Source organism: Faecalibacterium sp. Marseille-Q4137, from assembly GCF_017377535.1.
In the GTDB taxonomy this organism is placed as follows: domain Bacteria; phylum Bacillota; class Clostridia; order Oscillospirales; family Ruminococcaceae; genus Faecalibacterium; species Faecalibacterium duncaniae.
On sequence record NZ_JAFREK010000011.1, the window covers coordinates 1 to 17,080 of the forward strand.

A 17,080-nucleotide genomic window follows, 5' to 3' on the forward strand; every position below is an offset into this window, starting at 1 on the left:
TAGGGCTGCATGAGGAATGCAGGGGTGAGATTCCCGTGGGTTGCTGCCAGCAGCCGTCCGTTGGCTCATTTTTTATTTTGTGAAAGGGGGATATTTTTGAAAGAACAAAATTTGATACGTTATAGCATTCAGCTTGCTTTTTTGAAGCAGCTGTTAGAAAGAAAGCTCATAACCGATAGAGAGTATTCCCTTATCAAGCAGCGCTTAATGAAAGATTATCGTGTGGTTTCCGAACTATCCTCTTGATTTTGTGTTGCATTGGCGTTATGATTAACGCAATGAAAGGAACACATTTAACAAGGAGGTCAAGCATGAAAGATGTTGAAGTCATTAAAGCGCGAAACACGCTCTCTCCACGAGCGCGCACAAACTTTGAAAAAAGGCTGCGCGTAGCCGCCTATTGTCGTGTCAGCACCGATACCGAAGATCAGCTGAACAGCTACAAGTCGCAGGTCGAATACTATACCGAACTTATAAAAAGTAAGCCGGAATGGTCTTTGGCAGGCATCTATGCTGATGAAGCTATCACAGGTACGCAGGTGAAAAAGCGCGAGGATTTCCAGCGGTTAATCAACGACTGTATGAACGGTGACGTGGACATGGTGATTACCAAATCCATTTCGCGGTTTGCACGAAACACGCTTGACACTCTGAAATATGTTCGGATGCTCAAAGATAAAGGTGTGGCTGTGTTTTTTGAAGAAGAAAACATCAACACCCTTACTATGGACGGCGAACTGCTCCTTGTGATTTTAAGTTCTGTTGCACAGCAGGAAGTCGAAAATATTTCTGCGAATGTCAAAAAGGGCTTGAAGATGAAAATGCAGCGCGGTGAGCTGGTCGGTTTTCAGGGCTGTTTAGGCTATGACTACAATCCAGAGGACAAAACCCTCACCGTCAACGAAGAAGAAGCGGCTGTTGTCCGTTACATTTTTCAGCGATACACGGAGGGTGCCGGTGGTTCGGTTATTGCCAAAGAACTTGAAAACTTAGGTTATAAAACCAAACGCGGCAGTCCCAAATGGGCGGACAGTACCGTAATCGGCATTATCAAAAACGAAAAATACAAAGGCGACATTTTGTTAGGAAAGACATTCACCGTTGACCCTATTTCAAAACGGCGTCTGTACAACTTCGGCGAGGAAGATCAATTTTATATTCGTGAGCACCACGAGCCCATTATTTCGGAAGAAGTCTTTGAAGCCGCCCAAGAAATTTTGCGGCGGCGTGCAAAGCCCCGCAGCCTTAATGTAGACGGCAAACGTGAAAAGTTCAGCCGGAAATACGCTTTTAGCTGCATGATAGAATGTGGTTTCTGTGGTGGCACCCTGACAAGGAGGAGTTGGCATAGCAGTTCACAGTATAATAAAGCTATCTGGCAATGTGTTGTTTCCACCAAAAAAGGAAAAAAGTTCTGCCCGGAGAGCAAGGGCGTTGACGAAAGAACGATTGAGCGGGCTTTTGTAGAATCTTATCGCCTCTTGTGCCAGAATAACAAGGATGTTCTGGACGAGTTTATGAAACGGACAGAAGAAACTCTTTCTGAAAGCAACGCGGGCAAGCGTCTTGCGAAAGCCGAAAGAGATATTCACGCTCTGGAAGTCAAGAAAAACAAGCTGGTTGATATGCGTCTTGAAGATACCATCGACAAGGAGACCTACGACCGAAAGTATTTGGACCTGTCCAGCCAGATTGAGCAGTTGCAGAAAGAGTGTGAAAGCCTGCAAGATGCAGCCGAAACCGAATCTACAATGCGCAAGCGTGTTGCCACGTTTCGGCAGACCCTTGAACAGAACGAGGTTCTGGACACTTTTGACCGACGTATTTTTGAAAGTATAGTTGAAAAAGTAATCGTAGGCGGTTATGATAGTAATGGGAACAAAGACCCCTACATGATTGTCTTTGTTTACAAGACCGGGTTCAAAAACAGTGTGGACGGCAAGAATTTCAAGCCGCTTCGCAAGAATAGCAAGGAGAACCACTCCCCTGCTGTTTTGTGTTCCCATGCTTCTAACGAGGCTGAATCCATGTGTTCCGATTCCAGCGACGACACACGTCGAGACGGTTTGTCTCTTAGTTCTGAGAAATCCTGTGACACATATCAATATTGATGTGGATGTGGAAGAAATGGTGCAGGATAAAAGAGGAATGGCAACCTATTGGCAAATCAAGGAGTATGTTCTGGAACACAGCGGATTGAAGGTTAGTAGTCTTTATATCGCGCAGGTAAAGCAGAAACACGGCATTATTGAGCGGGAGAATTACAACAAGCCCAAGTCTGACGATGCCAGGCAGCCACAATGCCCACTGGAAAAGGAAAGAGCCATTACGGAGGCATTGAAACATTTTGGAATGCTATAAAATAAAGGAGGTGCTTCATGTATAACCCACAGCTTGAAACTTTTCTGCGCGTGGCGGATGCAGGCAGTTTCAACAAAGCCGCCGAAGAAAGCTACATCACGCCCACGGCTGTCATCAAGCAAATCAATCTTTTAGAAGAATCCCTCGGCGTGAAGCTCTTCGACCGTAGCCACCGGGGGCTGCAACTCACAAAAGCTGGGCGTTCTATGTACCAGGATGCAAAATATATCATCCAGTATTGCCGGGACTCCGTGACTCGGGCAAAAAACGCCATGCAGGAGGATGAGAATATCATCCGCATCGGCTCGTCCCCCATGACGCCCGCACAGCTTTTGATGGATCTCTGGTCGAGAGTGCAAGCATTGCACCCCGATATTAAATTCCAGATCGTGCCCTTTGAGAACACGCCGGAAAATGCGCGGGAAATTCTTGCCAATCTCGGCAAAAACATTGATATTGTAGGCGGTATTTTTGATGAGACCATGCTGCACCTGCGGGGCTGTGCCGGGTTGGAGCTGACGCGGGGGCGCTTCTGCTGTGCAGTCTCCATCCACCACCGGCTGGCGGACAAAGACAAGCTGCAAGTTTCTGACCTCTATGGGGAGAATCTGCTGCTGATGCACCGCGGCTGGAGCCACTATGTCGATCAGCTTCGGGACGATCTGTGGCAGCACCACCCGCAAATTCACATTGTGGATTTTGATTTTTACAGCATGGACGTGTTCAACCGCTGCGAGAACACCAACGATGTGCTGCTGGCGATTCCCGGCTGGGCGAATGTCCATCCGCTTCTAAAGGTCATTCCTGTCGAATGGGAACACAACATCCCCTACGGCATCCTCCATTCCCCGGAGCCGACGCCTACGGTACGGCGGTTTCTGGATGCGGCGAAGGCCGTCAGAAAAGAACTGTACGGCTGATTATAACCCAAAGGTATATGCTGATGAACAAAGCGAGACTTCTCTTGAAGTCTCGCTTTGTTTATACTATAGGCAGAAGTTCAGGAAAAGGCAGATGATGATATGAAGCTTGGATGTTTCTCTGCGCTGCTGTTTTGTACGGCGCTTCTGCTGAGCGGTTGCGGCGCTCGTGAACCGCAGGAACCTACGGAAACCACTCTACCCCAAACAGCAGCATTTACAAGGGAAAGCAAAATCAAAGATGTGAAGAATGCTCCAATATTCGGTTCTTACGGACGGTTGCTGTTCCCTGTAGAGGATGCCTATTACAGCGGCGACACTCTGGAAGAACTTCAACTGACCTACTACAGCCATATTGATCCAGACGAAACGGTGGAGATCGTGAACACCCTGCGAGAGCGGGCAGCGGACGGACAAACCATCTTCTATGACATCTACACCGACGAGGAAAAGGCGGCTGACCCTGCCAAAGAAGATACAGGATTGTTTTTCTTCAAGGGAATCCCCGGCGAGAAGTTCGCCATCTGCAATGCAGGCGGTGCCTTTGCCTATGTGGGGGCCATGCAGGACAGCTTCCCTCATGCGCTGGAGCTTTCCAAAAAGGGCTACAACGCCTTCGCTCTCATTTATCGCCCCGGCGCACAGACCGCCTGCGAGGACTTGGCAAGAGCCATCCGCTTCATCTTTGACCATGCGGACGAACTGGAAGTGGAAACCGATTGCTACTCCCTATGGGGCGGCTCGGCAGGAGCGCGAATGGCGGCGTGGCTTGGGTCTTACGGTGCAGAAGCCTTTGGCGGCGGCGATCTGCCCCGTCCCGGTGCGGTCATCATGCAGTACACGGGACTGAGCGAGTATTTCGAAAGCGATCCGCCCACCTATGCCTGTGTCGGTGACAGGGACGGCATCGCCAACTGGCGGGTCATGCAGGCGCGACTCGAAGCCATGCAGCAGGCCGGGATCGATACGGAGTTTCATGTGTATTCCGGTCTGGGTCACGGCTTTGGACTTGGGACTGGAACCAGCGCCGAAGGCTGGATCAATGATGCCGTTTCCTTTTGGGAACAGCAAATGAAGAAATAACATTCAGAAAGGATGCGTTTTTATGAACAACTTTATTTTTGAAAACAAGACCAAGGTGTATTTCGGCAAGGGCGGTGTCAAGGAGTATCTTGGCTGTCTGCTGGGGAACTACGGCGAAACCGTCATGCTGGCCTACGGCGGCGGCTCCATCAAGCGCAATGGCGTGTATGATGAGATCATGGACATTCTGAACGCCGCCGGCAAGCGTGTCGTGGAGTTCGACCGCATCATGCCCAATCCCACCTATGCCAAGGCGCAGGAGGGCGCAAAGCTGGCGCGGGAAAATCATGTGGACCTCATCCTCGCCGTGGGCGGCGGCAGCGTGTCCGATTGCTGCAAGGTCATCTCCGCGCAGGCCAAACTGGACGAGGACATTTGGGAACTGGAGAACACCAAGCACACATTCCCAACGGAGTTTATCCCCCTCGGCACCATCGTCACGGTGTTCGGTACCGGCAGCGAGATGAATAACGGTGCCGTCATCACCCACGAGGAAAAGAAAATCAAGGGCGCTCTTTGGGGCGCACAGGCGGATTTTGCCTTCCTCGACCCCAGCTATACCCTGTCCGTTCCCATGAAGCAGATCATCTCCGGTGCCTTTGATACCCTGAGTCACGCCATGGAGACCTACTTTGGAAAGCCGGATGAAAACAATCTTTCCGATGACATCAGCGAAGCCGTCATGCGTAGCGTCATTCGCAACACCCGCGTGCTGCTGACCGACCCGGAGAATTACGATGCCCGCAGTGAGCTGGCGTGGGCGTCCGCGATGGCAGAGAACGGCGTTCTGAAGATCGGAAAAGTCACGGACTTCCAGTGCCATATGCTGGAGCACCAGTTGGGCGCGTACACCAACTGCAACCACGGTGCAGGTCTGGCGGTGATCCACCCCGTTCTGTACCGCCATATCTACAAGTCCGGCGCGGCGCGGTTTGCACGGTTTGCGCAGAATGTCTGGGGTGTCGCACCCAAGGGCAGCATTGAGGAGACGGCTGCTGCCGGTATCGACGCACTGGCTGCGTTCATCAAGGAAATTGGTCTGTCGACCAGCTTTGCAGAGCTGGGTATCCCCGATGACACCGATTTTCGCGCCATCGCGGATTCCACCGTTCTCACCCCCGGCTGCTGCAAAAAGTTGACCCACGATGAAATATATGACATTCTCTGCGAATGTAAATAAAACTAAAATTGAATTGAAAGGATGATTTTATCATGAAAAAACTGACTGCACTACTGCTGAGCGTCGTGCTCGTACTTAGCCTTGCCGCCTGCGGCTCTGTCAACAAGCCTGCATCTTCCACCACGCAGCCCGAAACCTCTGCGCCGACCGAACAGCCCGCCACGGAACCGTCCGAAAGCTCCTCGACCGCTCCCGCAGAATCCGAGCCGGCGACCCAGCCCGAGACCGGCAAGACACTGGTGGTCTACTACTCCGCTTCCGGTAACACCGAGCGGGTGGCCAAGGATATTGCAGAGGCCGCCGGTGCCAACCTCTTTGAGATTGTTCCCACCGAAGTCTACACCAGCGAGGACCTGAACTGGACGGACCCCGACAGCCGCGTCAGCCGTGAACATGACGACGAGTCCCTGCGGGATGTGCCCCTGACCACCACGGATGTTCCCGATTGGGATTCCTATGACACTGTGTTCATCGGTTATCCCATCTGGTGGGGTATTGCAGCGTGGCCCGTGGACACCTTTGTAAAAAACAATGATTTCACCGGCAAGACCGTCATCCCCTTTGCCACTTCTTCCTCATCCGGCATGGGTCAGAGCGGCAGTTTGCTGGCCGACATGGCCGGTACCGGCGAGTGGCAGGAAGGCCAGCGGTTCTCCTCCGGCGTTTCCAGTGATGATGTGCAGTCCTGGGTCAATGGACTGGGTCTGTAATGCGTAGGAACAGAGTTTTCGCCGCAATGCTTGCAGTTCTCATGGTCGTGTCGCTGACCGCCTGTGGCCGGGAGTCCGTCGGGACTCCCGGCGGTGAGCTGGAAAACGGCGTTGCGGCTATTGAGGATGCTATGACAACGAAACCAAACGAAAGCAGTTCTGCTTCCACCACCCCCATCGATGATCTGCGCGACGGATCTTCGACGGACACCGTAGCCACGCCGGACGATTTTCCTGATGCATATAACTACGGCAGCGGCAAGATTTCCGATTATTCCCGCACAGCCATGCTGCAAAAGATGCCGGAACCGGCAGGTAATAACACCGTGCTGAACACGGCAGCAGACCCTGCAAACATTCAAGTGCTCTATCTCTGGGAGGAAGGCAATGTCCCCGCCAGGACGAAATTTACGCAGGATATGACCGGATATTTCGATGACTGGAACTTCCGCCCCTATGTCACCGCTATCCCCGTCCGGGATGGCGTGAAGCCAAAAGGCGCGGTGGTGCTGATGGCGGGCGGCGCTTATCAGTTTCGGGGCAACTACACCGATTCGCTGCCCACCGCCGCAGCACTGCGAGAGCTGGGCTTTCAGACCTTCATCGTAGACTACCGCCTGTCTCCCTATACGCAGGAGGAAGGTGCGCTGGATGTGGCGAGAGCCGTCCGTTTTGTCCGCAAAAATGAGGAGATCTATGGTATTGACCCAGATGATATTGCCGTCATGGGCTTTTCGGCGGGCGGCATTCAGGCTGGTGAATTTCTGATGCACTATGACGAATATGTGACCGGCACGGCGCTGGACAGCACCTATGTGCCGGACGAGCTGGACGCCGTTCTCGCCTATGCCTCCGCCGCAGGCATGATCTATTCCTTCTATGGCCGCCTCAGCGTGGGAAATATGGATGCAAGCTGGTTGACCGAGGGCGATTTGCCGCCGACCTTCTATGTCTACGGCACCGAGGACCCTTTCTATCGTCAGTTCCAGCAGCAATATGATGTGATCTCTGGAATGGGCATTTCCACCGGGCGCATCGTGCTGAACGGCTGGCCTCACGGCTTCGGCTCCGATGGTGGTTGGGTTAAGGACTACGCCGCATGGCTGGAAACAATTTTCGCATAAGGAGTGATTTCGATGAAAGCACTGTTAGTAAACGGTAGTCCCCATCCAAGGGGCTGCACATATACCGCCCTGACCGAACTGAAAAACACCCTAGAGGCCGAGGACATCGAAGTGGAGCTGCTCCATGTGGGCAACAAGGACATTCGCGGTTGTATTGCCTGCCGCAAATGTGCTCAGACAGGCAAATGCGTGTTTGACGATGTGGTCAATGAAGTTGCACCAAAACTGGCAGAGGCGGACGCCTTTGTCATCGGCTGCCCGGTATACTTTGCCTCCCCCGCAGGCGGAGCCATCTCCTTCATGGACCGATTGTTTTTCAGCACCCTCGGCATCGACAAGACCATGAAGGTGGGGGCGGCGGTAGTCACCTGCCGCCGGGGCGGCAACACCGCCACCTTCGATGTGTTGAACAAGTATTTTACCATGACCGGGATGCCGGTAGCCTCCAGCCAGTACTGGAACATGGTCTACGGCGGCTCGGCCGAAGAAGTAGCGCAGGATGCTGAGGGCTTGCAGACCATGCGGACACTGGGGCGCAACATGGCGTTTATGATGAAGTCCTTTCAGTTGGGTAAGGAGCAGATCGGCTTGCCTCAGAAGGAACCACTGATTTTCACAAACTTTCACAGATAAGGGGTGTTGCTTTATGAGAAAAATTACAGCAGGCAGAGATGTGCTTGGTGAATTTGCGCCGAAGTTCGCACAGCTCAATGATGATGTTCTTTTCGGTGAGGTTTGGAGCCGGGAAAGCGAGCTTTCTGCACGCGACCGTTCCCTCATCACCGTGACAGCACTGATGGCGCAGGGGCTGACGGATACCTCCTTCGGTCATCATCTGGCAATGGCAAAAGAAAACGGTATCACCCGCAGCGAAATTGCGGAGATCCTGACACACGCCGCATTTTATGCGGGTTGGCCGAAGGCATGGGCAGCATTCCGCATGGCAAAGGACATCTGGGCAGACGAGGAAAGCACCGACGAAAAGCAGCGTCATCAAAACAGTATGATATTTCCCATCGGAGCGCCCAATGACGGTTTCGCACAGTATTTCAGCGGGCAGAGCTATCTTGCGCCGATTTCCACGGCACAGGTCAAAATATTCAATGTAACCTTTGAACCCGGCTGCCGTAACAACTGGCACATCCACGAGGCGGACAAAGGCGGCGGACAGATCCTTATCTGCGTGGCTGGGCGCGGTTACTATCAGGAATGGGGCAAAGAGCCGCAGGAGCTGCACCCCGGCGATGTGATCAACATTATGCCCGGTGTAAAGCACTGGCACGGCGCTGCGCCGGACAGCTGGTTTTCCCATCTGGCTGTGGAAGTACCTGGAGAAAACTGCCGCAGTCAGTGGTGTGAGCCGGTCAGTGAAGAAGAATATCGAAAACTGAAATGAGGAGACAGGTTACCATGAGCAAGAAAGTTTTGATCCTGTCCGGAAGTCCCCGCAAAGGCGGCAACTCGGACATTCTGTGTGACGAATTCGCACGGGGCGCACAGGAAGCGGGTAACGAGGTGGAAAAGATCCGTGTGGCAAGCAAGAAGATCCACCCCTGTTCCGCCTGCTACTACTGCCGTGACCACGGCGGAGCCTGCGTTTACAAGGATGACATGGCCGAAGTCCTGCAAAAGATGATCGATTCCGATGTGCTGGTGCTGGCCAGTCCGGTCTATTTCTACTCCATCGACGCCCAACTCAAAGCGGTCATTGACCGCACGGTTGCCCGCTGGCTGGAGGTCAAGAACAAGGAGTTTTACTACATCGTCACGATGGCAGACGAAGCCCATTCGTCCGCTGACACCACGCTGGCTTGCTTCCGAGGCTATGCCGACTGCGTGGAGAGTGCAGTAGAAAAGGGTGTTATCATCGGCAGTGGCGTCTATGAGCCGGGCAAGGTGAAAAATACCCTCGCTATGAAGCAGGCCTATGAAATGGGAAAGAATGTGTAAAGGAGCATTGCTATGAGCATTTTATTTATCAACGGCAGTCCCAACAAGAACGGCAACACCGCCGCGCTGGCAGCGGAGCTGCTGAAAGGCAAAGAATATGAAACCCTGAATCTGACTGACTACACCATCGGCGCTTACGGCCAGAACCTTCCCGGTGACGGACTGGATGCTGTTATCAACGCCATGAAGCAGGCGGATACCATCGTCATCGGCTCTCCTGTCTACTGGCACAATATCTGCGGCAGCGTCCGCAATGTGCTGGACCGGTTCTATGGTAAGGTGGAAAACGGTTCGCTGTCCGGCCGCAGGCTGTACTTTGTATTTCAGGGCGCTGCCCCTGAAAAATGGATGCTGGAGGCGGGCGAGTACACCATGAAGCGCTTCGCCGCGCTCTACGGCATGGCCTATGGCGGCATGGTGACCAACAAAGCCGAGGCTGTCCAGCTAAACAAGGAAGTGTAAAATGCAGTACCGTACTTTGGGGAGTGATTTGACCGTTTCCGCTGTTGGCCTTGGATGTATGGGCATGAGTCACGCCTATGGTGCACCGGCCGACAAAAAGGAAATGACGGAGCTGCTGGCACAGGCAGTGGATCTGGGCTATACCTTCTTTGATACTGCGGAGGTCTATGGTACACCGGAGCACCCACATGACAATGAGGAACTGGTGGGGGCGGCGCTGAAGCCCTATCGGGACAAAATCGTGCTTGCCACCAAGTTTGGCATTCACTTTGACATGAGCAGCACCGCCACCAATAAGCCGCTGGTACCGGATTCCCGTCCGGAGGTCATCCGTGCATCGGTGGAAGCGTCTCTGAAACGGCTGGGCACCGACCACATTGACCTGTATTACCAGCACCGGCTGGACCCGAAGATCCCCATTGAGGAAGTGGCGGGCGTAATGGCCGACCTCATCCGCGAGGGCAAGATCACCCACTGGGGGCTGTCCGAAGCCACGGAGGACACCATCCGCCGCGCCCATGCGGTCTGCCCGGTGACAGCCATCCAGAACCGCTATTCTATGATGGCACGTTGGCATGAAGATCTGTTTCCTGTGTTGGAAGAACTGCACATCGGCTATGTGGCGTTCTCGCCGCTGGCTAACGGTTTCCTCTCCGGCAAGTATGATAAGAGCTCACGGTTTGACGCCGGGACAGACTACCGCAGCGTCATGCCTCAGTTCCAGCCGGAGAATATTGACCGCAACCACGATCTTCTTACTTTGCTTCAAAAGCTGGCAGGGCAGAACAATGCCACGCCAGCACAAATCTCACTGGCATGGATGCTGTGCAAGAAGCCGTACCTCGTACCTATTCCCGGCACACGCCGGTTGAGCCGCCTGCTTGAAAACGCCGGCGCGGCAGATGTTATGCTGTCCGCCGAAGAAGTCAGCGTCATCGACGAGGCGCTGAACGACATGGAGATGTCAGAGGTGTTCGGCGGCAGCAAAATCGTAAGCAAATAATTTTTAGAAAGGATGTTGTTTTATGGAATATGCAAATCTCAATAACGGCGTGAAAATGCCCATGGCCGGTATCGGCACATTTCTTCTGACCCCGGACGAAGCGGAGGCCTCCTGCGTCAGCGCTTTGCAGAACGGCTATCGCCTGATCGACACGGCAAACGCCTATGTGAATGAAAAGGCCGTTGGCCGCGCCATGAAGAAGTCCGGCTTGCAGCGGGAGGAGATTTTCCTCGAAACGAAGCTGTGGCCCAGCTTCTATGAGCAACCGGACACAGTGTACAAGACTCTTGCCCGTTTGGATACTCCCTACATCGACCTGCTGCTGATCCACCAGCCCGCAGGCAACTATGTGGCGGGCTACCGCCAGATGGAAAAGGCGTACAAGGAGGGCAAGGTGCGTGCCATTGGCCTGTCCAACTTCAACAAGGAACAGATCGAGGAAATCCTCTCTATCTGCGAAGTGAAGCCCGCTGTCTTGCAGACAGAGCTGCACCCCTACCATCAGGAGCCGGAGCTGAAAGCCTTTCTGAAGGAGAACGGCATTGTGCCGCAGGCGTGGTATCCGCTGGGCCACGGCGACAAGGCACTGCTTCAGGAGCCGCTGTTTGCTCAGCTTGGCAAGAAGTACGGTAAGTCCGCGCCTCAGATCATTCTCCGCTGGCACATCCAGAGCGGCAACATCGTCATCCCCGGATCCAAGAACCCCGACCATATCAAGTCCAACTTTGACCTGTTCGACTTTGCTCTGACAGAGGACGAAATGGCGCAGGTCGCTGCCCTCAACAAGAACGTGCGCTACTACACCAGCACCCCGGAAATGCTCAAAAAGTACGCGGAAATGGTTCCGCCGGTGGACGAGCAGAAGTGAATCGATTTTTTTCGCTTTCGGTGACTCTTGTGTTGATACTGACTCTCGCGGGGTGCGGAGCCGGTACAGCAGTGCCGACCCAGCCGGAGACAACGCCTGCACCGAGTGCCGAACTGACGGAAGAACCGTTGGAAAGCACAGCATCGGCTGTCACATCGGAGCCGGTTCAGACTGGCCTGTTTGCAGAGCAAATCTTCTCCGGCGCGGACGGTGACATCCATTACAGCTATTATTTGCCAGACAGTTACGATGGCAGCCGCAAGTTTCCGATGATGGTCGTTATGCCAGGCTATAACATGATGTGGTTCGGTGAAGATTCTTCCGGCAGCAATCTGAATTGGAGTGGCTTTACCGCATGGACAAGGCTGGACACCGAGATGGTCGTGGTTTCTGCACAGCTCACTGACTGGGGTGAAAAATCCGCCCGGCAGGCCATTGAACTAACGGAATACTTTATCAATCGTTTTGCCGTGGATACCAGCCGGGTCTATGCCGCCGGGTATTCCGCAGGCGGCGAGACCATGTCCCGTGCGGTAGCCATGCGGCCCGACCTGTACGCCGCCTATCTCCACGGCGCTTCTCAGTGGGATGGCAGCTATGCACCCATTGCGGAGAATAGCGTGGCGATTTATATCTACATGGCCGACGGTGACGAGTATTACGGCAGCGCCAAGGCCCGCTCGGCTTACGAAAATCTCCACGATGCCTATGAAAATGCCGGTTGGAGCGATGCCGACATCGACCAGGTTCTTCGTATTGAAACGCCCAATAATTCCTTCTTCAACGAAAAGGGCATTTATAACTACCACGGTGGAGCTAATGTGGTCTTTGATGAACCAGACAATTTGAACTGGGTGATCTCTCACAGCAAAGGATGAGGACATGAAACCAACTCTCAAAATAAAAATCGCCGTAGATGCGGCCATGTCGGTGTCCATGCTGCTTCTGATGGCCTACGGTCTTGTGGGCGAGGCAGCCCACGAGTGGATCGGTATGGGAATGTTCGCTCTGTTCGTGGCACACCATATACTCAACCGAAAGTGGCTGTTGGCAGTCGGAAAGGGCAAATACACGCCCATCCGCATGGTTCAGACGGCGTTGGTCGGAATCATCTTTCTTTCTATGTCCGGTTCAATGATTAGCGGCGTTGTGCTGTCCCGTTATGTATTTGCGTTTTTTCCAAAGCACGGCGGCTATGAGCTTGCACAGCAGGTGCATATCCTCTGCGCCTACTGGGGCTTCGTCTGTATGAGCCTGCATCTGGGATTTCACTGGAGCATGATGCTGGCGATGGCGCGCAAGCACTTGCAGCCCTCGCCTTTGCGGACGTGGAGCCTGCGACTGATCGGCTGGCTCTGGGCAGTATATGGCGCGTTCGCTTTCCGACGCAGAGGCGTTAGTTTGTATCTGCTGCTCAGAAGCCACTTCATATTCTACGATTATACCGAGCCGGTGCTCATCTTTCTGATCGACTATCTCTCCGTAATGGTGATGTTCGTGCTGATTGGATATCTTATATCAATGCTGTTGAAAAGGCTGCCCACTTTTTATTTACATTGAGTGTGATAAAACGCTGCAATTTTCGCCCAATTATATGGCGAAGATTGCAGCGTTTTTTTATTTTCAAGCTGTTGCTTTTGCAGTTTGCATATGCGCCTGCGAAGAAAATGAGGGATTTCAAAGGGAACATCCCTTTGACGCTGGGTTTCCAATAGGGGTGCGAGCATCCCTGTTGGCACACGATTTTCCGCAGGAAAGTCTAGTGTGTTATACCTTTGCTTCCGGCTGACGCGGGAAAGGGGTTGACGGCGTACTCAGCAATGGGGCAGAGTGTGGCGGCAAACGCTTTTTCGCGGCAGTAGGACAGGCGGGTTTTGTGACGTGAGTTGCGGCACAAATGCAGGATTTTTGAGAAACAAAATCCGCCTGTCCGGAAAAGGAAGCAGAGGTATATAAAAGCCTTCGTCCCACCACAGCGCTGCCTTTGTTTCAGCGTTTCTTCCGCTTTCCCTTGCCGTGGGTCATGGTCGTTTTCCCACGCTGGCTGATGGGAGTTTTCAGGTGCTTGGACAGCTTTAGTACCTCGATCAAGTTGACAAATTGTTCCATTGTGATGGCATCGTAATCAATCCCCAATATGGAAAGCAATGCTTTCGCTTTCTTTTCCTCGGAGCTTCCCTCAAAGTTCATCGCATCCTGTAACTGATCCTGCATAGTTGCTGCAAGGGAGATTTCATCCGCCGTCATGGTGTCGGGGCGGTGTTCACTCCGAATGTCACGAAGGATACCTTTCAGATCATCCGCAATCAGGCTTCCGAAATATTCATCTTCCCGAATCTGCGCCACTTCTAATGTCCGCAGATGCAGGTCATTTTCTTCGCCGCCATTTTTCATCAATGCCATCTGCCGGACAGCTTCCAGCACGGCATTCATATCGTTGACCCGCATATCCGCGATCCGGTCAACGTAAATCTCAGCGTCCAGCATGAACCGCTGGAAATCCTTGTGGCAGATCAGCTCCGACAGCAGCCGGTGGTTGAACTTGCCTGTTCTTAATACATCAATCGAAGCATCACCCAAATGCAGCTCATGCAGAGCTGTGTTTGGGTGATTTTTTGTTTCCGTCCGCCCCATCAGATAGTCGCAGGAAACACCGTAATAGTCAGCCAGCACCAAAATGCTGTACGGGCTGATGTCCTTGCCGTTATCCGATTCATATTTGCCGAGTGCGGATTTTGAGATACCCACCTCGGCGGCAAGCTGCTCCAACGTCAGCTTTCGCTCTACTCGTAAATCTTTCAACCGCTCTCCGATTGTCAGCTTGACTTGCATACAGCAGTCTCCTTTTCCATTTTTCTGTATTATATCATGCTTTTCCGTTTTTGTCTCAAAGCGTGGAAAAATCCTACTTTCATCCGACTTTTCCTACCTCTTGGATATACGGGAAAGAGCCTGTTTTCTTACTAAAATTTAGACGTAAACCACGCAGCACCTTGAAAATTTCATGATCGTCCGATGAGGATATGCTTCCGGAGAAGTATCGCATTCCGCGTACCAAGGAAGAGGCAACGCCGGGGTAAGGACTCGGGCAGGAACGGCATCGGGTAGAACGGCGAAGTTCAATTATTTTACAGGAGGAAACAGGTATGGGTTTATTTACACAAATCAAGATGGCAGTTTCCGTGAAAGAGGCTGCCGAATACTACGGATTGGGAGTAAATCGTGGCAACATGGTCTGCTGTCCCTTCCACAATGACCGTACACCCAGTATGAAGCTGAATGAGGATTACTTCTATTGCTTCGGGTGCGGGGCAACTGGTGACGTGATCGACCTTGTGGCAAAGCTGTTCAATCTGAGCAACTATGACGCAGCGAAAAAGCTGGCGTATGACTTTGGGATTGACCCGGACAAGCCCCCGGCTGCGGCAGCGCTGCGGAAACCGAAATATCCGCTGGCAAAGGCGTTCCAGAATGAGACGCTGCATTGTCAGCGGATATTGTGCGATTATCTGCATCTTTTGGCGCATTGGAAGGTGCAATACGCGCCCAAAACGCCGGATGATACTCTTGATGACCACTTTGTGGAAGCCTGCCAGATGCTCGATTATATCGAGGATCTGACAGATATTTTAACCTTTGCGGAGTTGGAGGTTCGCGTGAAAACCGTGGATATACTTCAAAAGGACGGCATGATTGACCGGCTGGAAGAACGCCTGAAACGGACGGAAAAGGAGGTGGATGCCCGTGACGAAACGGAAATCGGCTAATTTAGACGCGCCCATATGGTTTGATGGCACAAATATCAATGAGGCGCTGTTCTGTGATGAATTTCTGAGCAGCAGGAAAATCATCTTTGCCAATGGCGCTTTCTTCACGCCGGATGGCAGGGTGACCGACGATCTGCCGCTTCGTGGCGAAATCTATGAGAAACTGAAATGCTGCGCCGTGAACAATATCCCCCGCAAAATCACCAACATTCTGGAGGTGATGAAGCTGGCGGCTCATGTGGAGGACTTTGCACCGGAAGCAGATAGAATCCATCTGGCAAACGGTACTTTGAAGCTGGACGGCAGCTTTACCGAGGGCAGACCGAACATTGTGCGGAGCAGACTGCCGGTGGCATACCGCCCTGACGCACCGGCTCCCGTCCGGTGGCTTTCTTTTCTGGATGGGCTTCTCTATACAGAGGACATTCCAACCTTACAGGAGTTTATTGGCTATTGCCTGATTCCCAGCAATAAGGGGCAACGCATGATGGTGATTAAGGGAAACGGTGGTGAAGGAAAATCACAGATCGGTGCTGTGCTGGTTGCGCTTCTCGGCAGCAACATGAAGGATGGCAGCATCGGCAAAATTTCTGAAAACCGCTTTGCCCGCGCCGACCTGGAACACATTCTGCTGTGCGTGGATGATGATATGCGGATGGAAGCACTGCGGCAGACCAACTATGTCAAGTCTATCGTGACCGCCCAAGGTAAGATGGATCTGGAACGCAAGGGCAAGCAGAGCTATCAAGGGTGGATGTTTGCCCGCCTGCTGGCGTTCTCCAATGGCGATCTGCAAGCGCTATATGACCGGAGCGATGGATTTTACCGCCGACAGCTTGTGCTGACTACCAAGGAAAAGCCTGCGGGACGGATAGATGATCCTGACCTTGCCGAAAAGATGAAAGCCGAAGCCGAGGGGATTTTCCTCTGGGCGTTTGAGGGCTTGAAGCGGCTTGCCGCCAACAACTTCAAATTCACGGAAAGCCAGCGCACACGGGATAACCGGGAGGCAGTGAAGCGAGATAACAATAACGTCTTTGATTTTCTGGAATCCGAGGGCTATATCCGGCTGAAGGCGGACTGCACCATCAGCTCTAAAGACTTGTACGAAATTTACCGGATGTGGTGTGAGGAAAATAATCTGACACCGTTAAAGCGCCGCAGCTTCAGCGAGAGTGTGATTGCGAACCAAAGCAAGTACAATCTTGAATACTGCAACAAGATCACCAATGCTGCCGGACGGCGTGTATGGGGCTTCTTCGGTATTGAAGCGATTGCCAGACCTAATATAAACGGGTTTTCTGATGTTTCAGAGTATACGTACGTACCGGAGGACTGGCGATGATTTTTCTGCGACTGCGCCGTGTACGTATGTACGTTTTACTTTCCTGAAACGCCGCTATATGAAAAACTCTGACCGGCAAAGCCTATATTTTCGGGCACGAAATCAAGCCAAGTGAAATCCGTAAATTATTTGCCTGATGGCAGAAATGGTTTCACGGAATCGCTCTTCTCGGAACAGCAAAGCGAGTACGTGGAAGCGTGGAGAATCACACGTTTTAGAGTAAAGTCACACAGAACAGAAAAGTCGATAGGTGCCACCTGTGAACAGGACATCATAACGGCGATTCTGAGCGGATTTGACGACAATA

19 protein-coding genes are annotated in these 17,080 nt (G+C 52.6%); 18 read left to right on the top strand and 1 reads right to left on the bottom strand.

Annotated features, from left to right (window positions below; genetic code table 11):
- Positions 1-9: 9 nt before the first annotated feature.
- From J3353_RS16575 to J3353_RS06245, 16 genes are all read left to right on the top strand, one after another.
- Positions 10-246 carry an SHOCT domain-containing protein gene (locus J3353_RS16575; protein WP_015536580.1) on the top strand — a complete coding sequence of 79 codons (237 nt, stop codon included), beginning with the start codon at positions 10-12 and terminating at the stop codon, positions 244-246.
- A 65-nt stretch (positions 247-311) separates the two neighbouring features.
- On the top strand, positions 312-2,111 hold the full coding sequence (locus J3353_RS06175; RefSeq protein WP_207684418.1) for a recombinase family protein: 1,800 nt from the start codon (positions 312-314) through the stop codon (positions 2,109-2,111).
- Positions 2,092-2,361, top strand: coding sequence for a 23S rRNA methyltransferase (locus J3353_RS06180; RefSeq protein ID WP_370569167.1), 270 nt, complete (start codon positions 2,092-2,094; stop codon positions 2,359-2,361). Before J3353_RS06175 ends, J3353_RS06180 begins: the two co-directional genes overlap by 20 nt.
- A gap of 17 nt (positions 2,362-2,378) precedes the next feature.
- A complete protein-coding gene (locus J3353_RS06185; protein ID WP_207684419.1) occupies positions 2,379-3,281 on the top strand; it encodes a LysR family transcriptional regulator in 903 nt (300 codons plus the stop codon).
- Positions 3,282-3,560: 279 nt separating this feature from the next.
- The gene (locus J3353_RS06190; protein ID WP_370569168.1) at positions 3,561-4,364 is read left to right on the top strand and encodes an alpha/beta hydrolase; all 804 of its coding nucleotides are present in this window, start codon (positions 3,561-3,563) and stop codon (positions 4,362-4,364) included.
- A gap of 22 nt (positions 4,365-4,386) precedes the next feature.
- Positions 4,387-5,544 (top strand): iron-containing alcohol dehydrogenase, encoded by a 1,158-nt coding sequence (locus tag J3353_RS06195; protein WP_207684421.1) that lies wholly within the window; start codon positions 4,387-4,389, stop codon positions 5,542-5,544.
- Between the two features lie 32 nt (positions 5,545-5,576).
- Positions 5,577-6,254, top strand: a complete 678-nt coding sequence (locus tag J3353_RS06200; RefSeq protein WP_207684422.1) for a flavodoxin — start codon at positions 5,577-5,579, stop codon at positions 6,252-6,254.
- Between the two features lie 26 nt (positions 6,255-6,280).
- Positions 6,281-7,378 carry an alpha/beta hydrolase gene (locus J3353_RS06205; RefSeq protein ID WP_242700876.1) on the top strand — a complete coding sequence of 366 codons (1,098 nt, stop codon included), beginning with the start codon at positions 6,281-6,283 and terminating at the stop codon, positions 7,376-7,378.
- A gap of 12 nt (positions 7,379-7,390) precedes the next feature.
- A complete protein-coding gene (locus J3353_RS06210) occupies positions 7,391-8,011 on the top strand; it encodes a flavodoxin family protein (protein WP_177530038.1) in 621 nt (206 codons plus the stop codon).
- Between the two features lie 13 nt (positions 8,012-8,024).
- A complete protein-coding gene (locus J3353_RS06215) occupies positions 8,025-8,774 on the top strand; it encodes a carboxymuconolactone decarboxylase family protein (RefSeq protein WP_207684424.1) in 750 nt (249 codons plus the stop codon).
- Positions 8,775-8,788: 14 nt separating this feature from the next.
- Entirely contained in the window at positions 8,789-9,328 is a 540-nt protein-coding gene (locus J3353_RS06220) for a flavodoxin family protein (RefSeq protein WP_207684425.1), read from the top strand.
- A gap of 12 nt (positions 9,329-9,340) precedes the next feature.
- On the top strand, positions 9,341-9,790 hold the full coding sequence (locus J3353_RS06225; RefSeq protein ID WP_177530035.1) for a flavodoxin family protein: 450 nt from the start codon (positions 9,341-9,343) through the stop codon (positions 9,788-9,790).
- A gap of 1 nt (position 9,791) precedes the next feature.
- On the top strand, positions 9,792-10,793 hold the full coding sequence (locus tag J3353_RS06230) for an aldo/keto reductase (RefSeq protein WP_207684426.1): 1,002 nt from the start codon (positions 9,792-9,794) through the stop codon (positions 10,791-10,793).
- 22 nt (positions 10,794-10,815) lie between these two features.
- Complete coding sequence (locus J3353_RS06235; protein ID WP_207684427.1) at positions 10,816-11,661, top strand: aldo/keto reductase; 846 nt, start codon at positions 10,816-10,818, stop codon at positions 11,659-11,661.
- A 71-nt stretch (positions 11,662-11,732) separates the two neighbouring features.
- A complete protein-coding gene (locus tag J3353_RS06240) occupies positions 11,733-12,539 on the top strand; it encodes a prolyl oligopeptidase family serine peptidase (RefSeq protein WP_370569170.1) in 807 nt (268 codons plus the stop codon).
- A 4-nt stretch (positions 12,540-12,543) separates the two neighbouring features.
- Positions 12,544-13,221 carry a DUF4405 domain-containing protein gene (locus J3353_RS06245; protein WP_207684428.1) on the top strand — a complete coding sequence of 226 codons (678 nt, stop codon included), beginning with the start codon at positions 12,544-12,546 and terminating at the stop codon, positions 13,219-13,221.
- Positions 13,222-13,650: 429 nt separating this feature from the next.
- On the opposite strand, the gene J3353_RS06250 is transcribed toward J3353_RS06245, so the two are convergent.
- Positions 13,651-14,493: a helix-turn-helix domain-containing protein gene (locus J3353_RS06250; RefSeq protein WP_207684429.1), complete on the bottom strand. Its 843-nt coding sequence runs from the start codon at positions 14,491-14,493 to the stop codon at positions 13,651-13,653.
- Positions 14,494-14,807: 314 nt separating this feature from the next.
- Here J3353_RS06250 and J3353_RS06255 point away from each other — a divergent pair, with 314 nt between their 5' ends.
- Together J3353_RS06255 and J3353_RS06260 are read left to right on the top strand one after the other, a co-directional pair.
- Positions 14,808-15,428 (top strand): CHC2 zinc finger domain-containing protein, encoded by a 621-nt coding sequence (locus J3353_RS06255; protein ID WP_207684430.1) that lies wholly within the window; start codon positions 14,808-14,810, stop codon positions 15,426-15,428.
- Positions 15,400-16,773 carry a phage/plasmid primase, P4 family gene (locus J3353_RS06260; RefSeq protein ID WP_207684431.1) on the top strand — a complete coding sequence of 458 codons (1,374 nt, stop codon included), beginning with the start codon at positions 15,400-15,402 and terminating at the stop codon, positions 16,771-16,773. The genes J3353_RS06255 and J3353_RS06260 overlap by 29 nt, the downstream gene beginning before the upstream one ends.
- Positions 16,774-17,080: the final 307 nt, after the last annotated feature.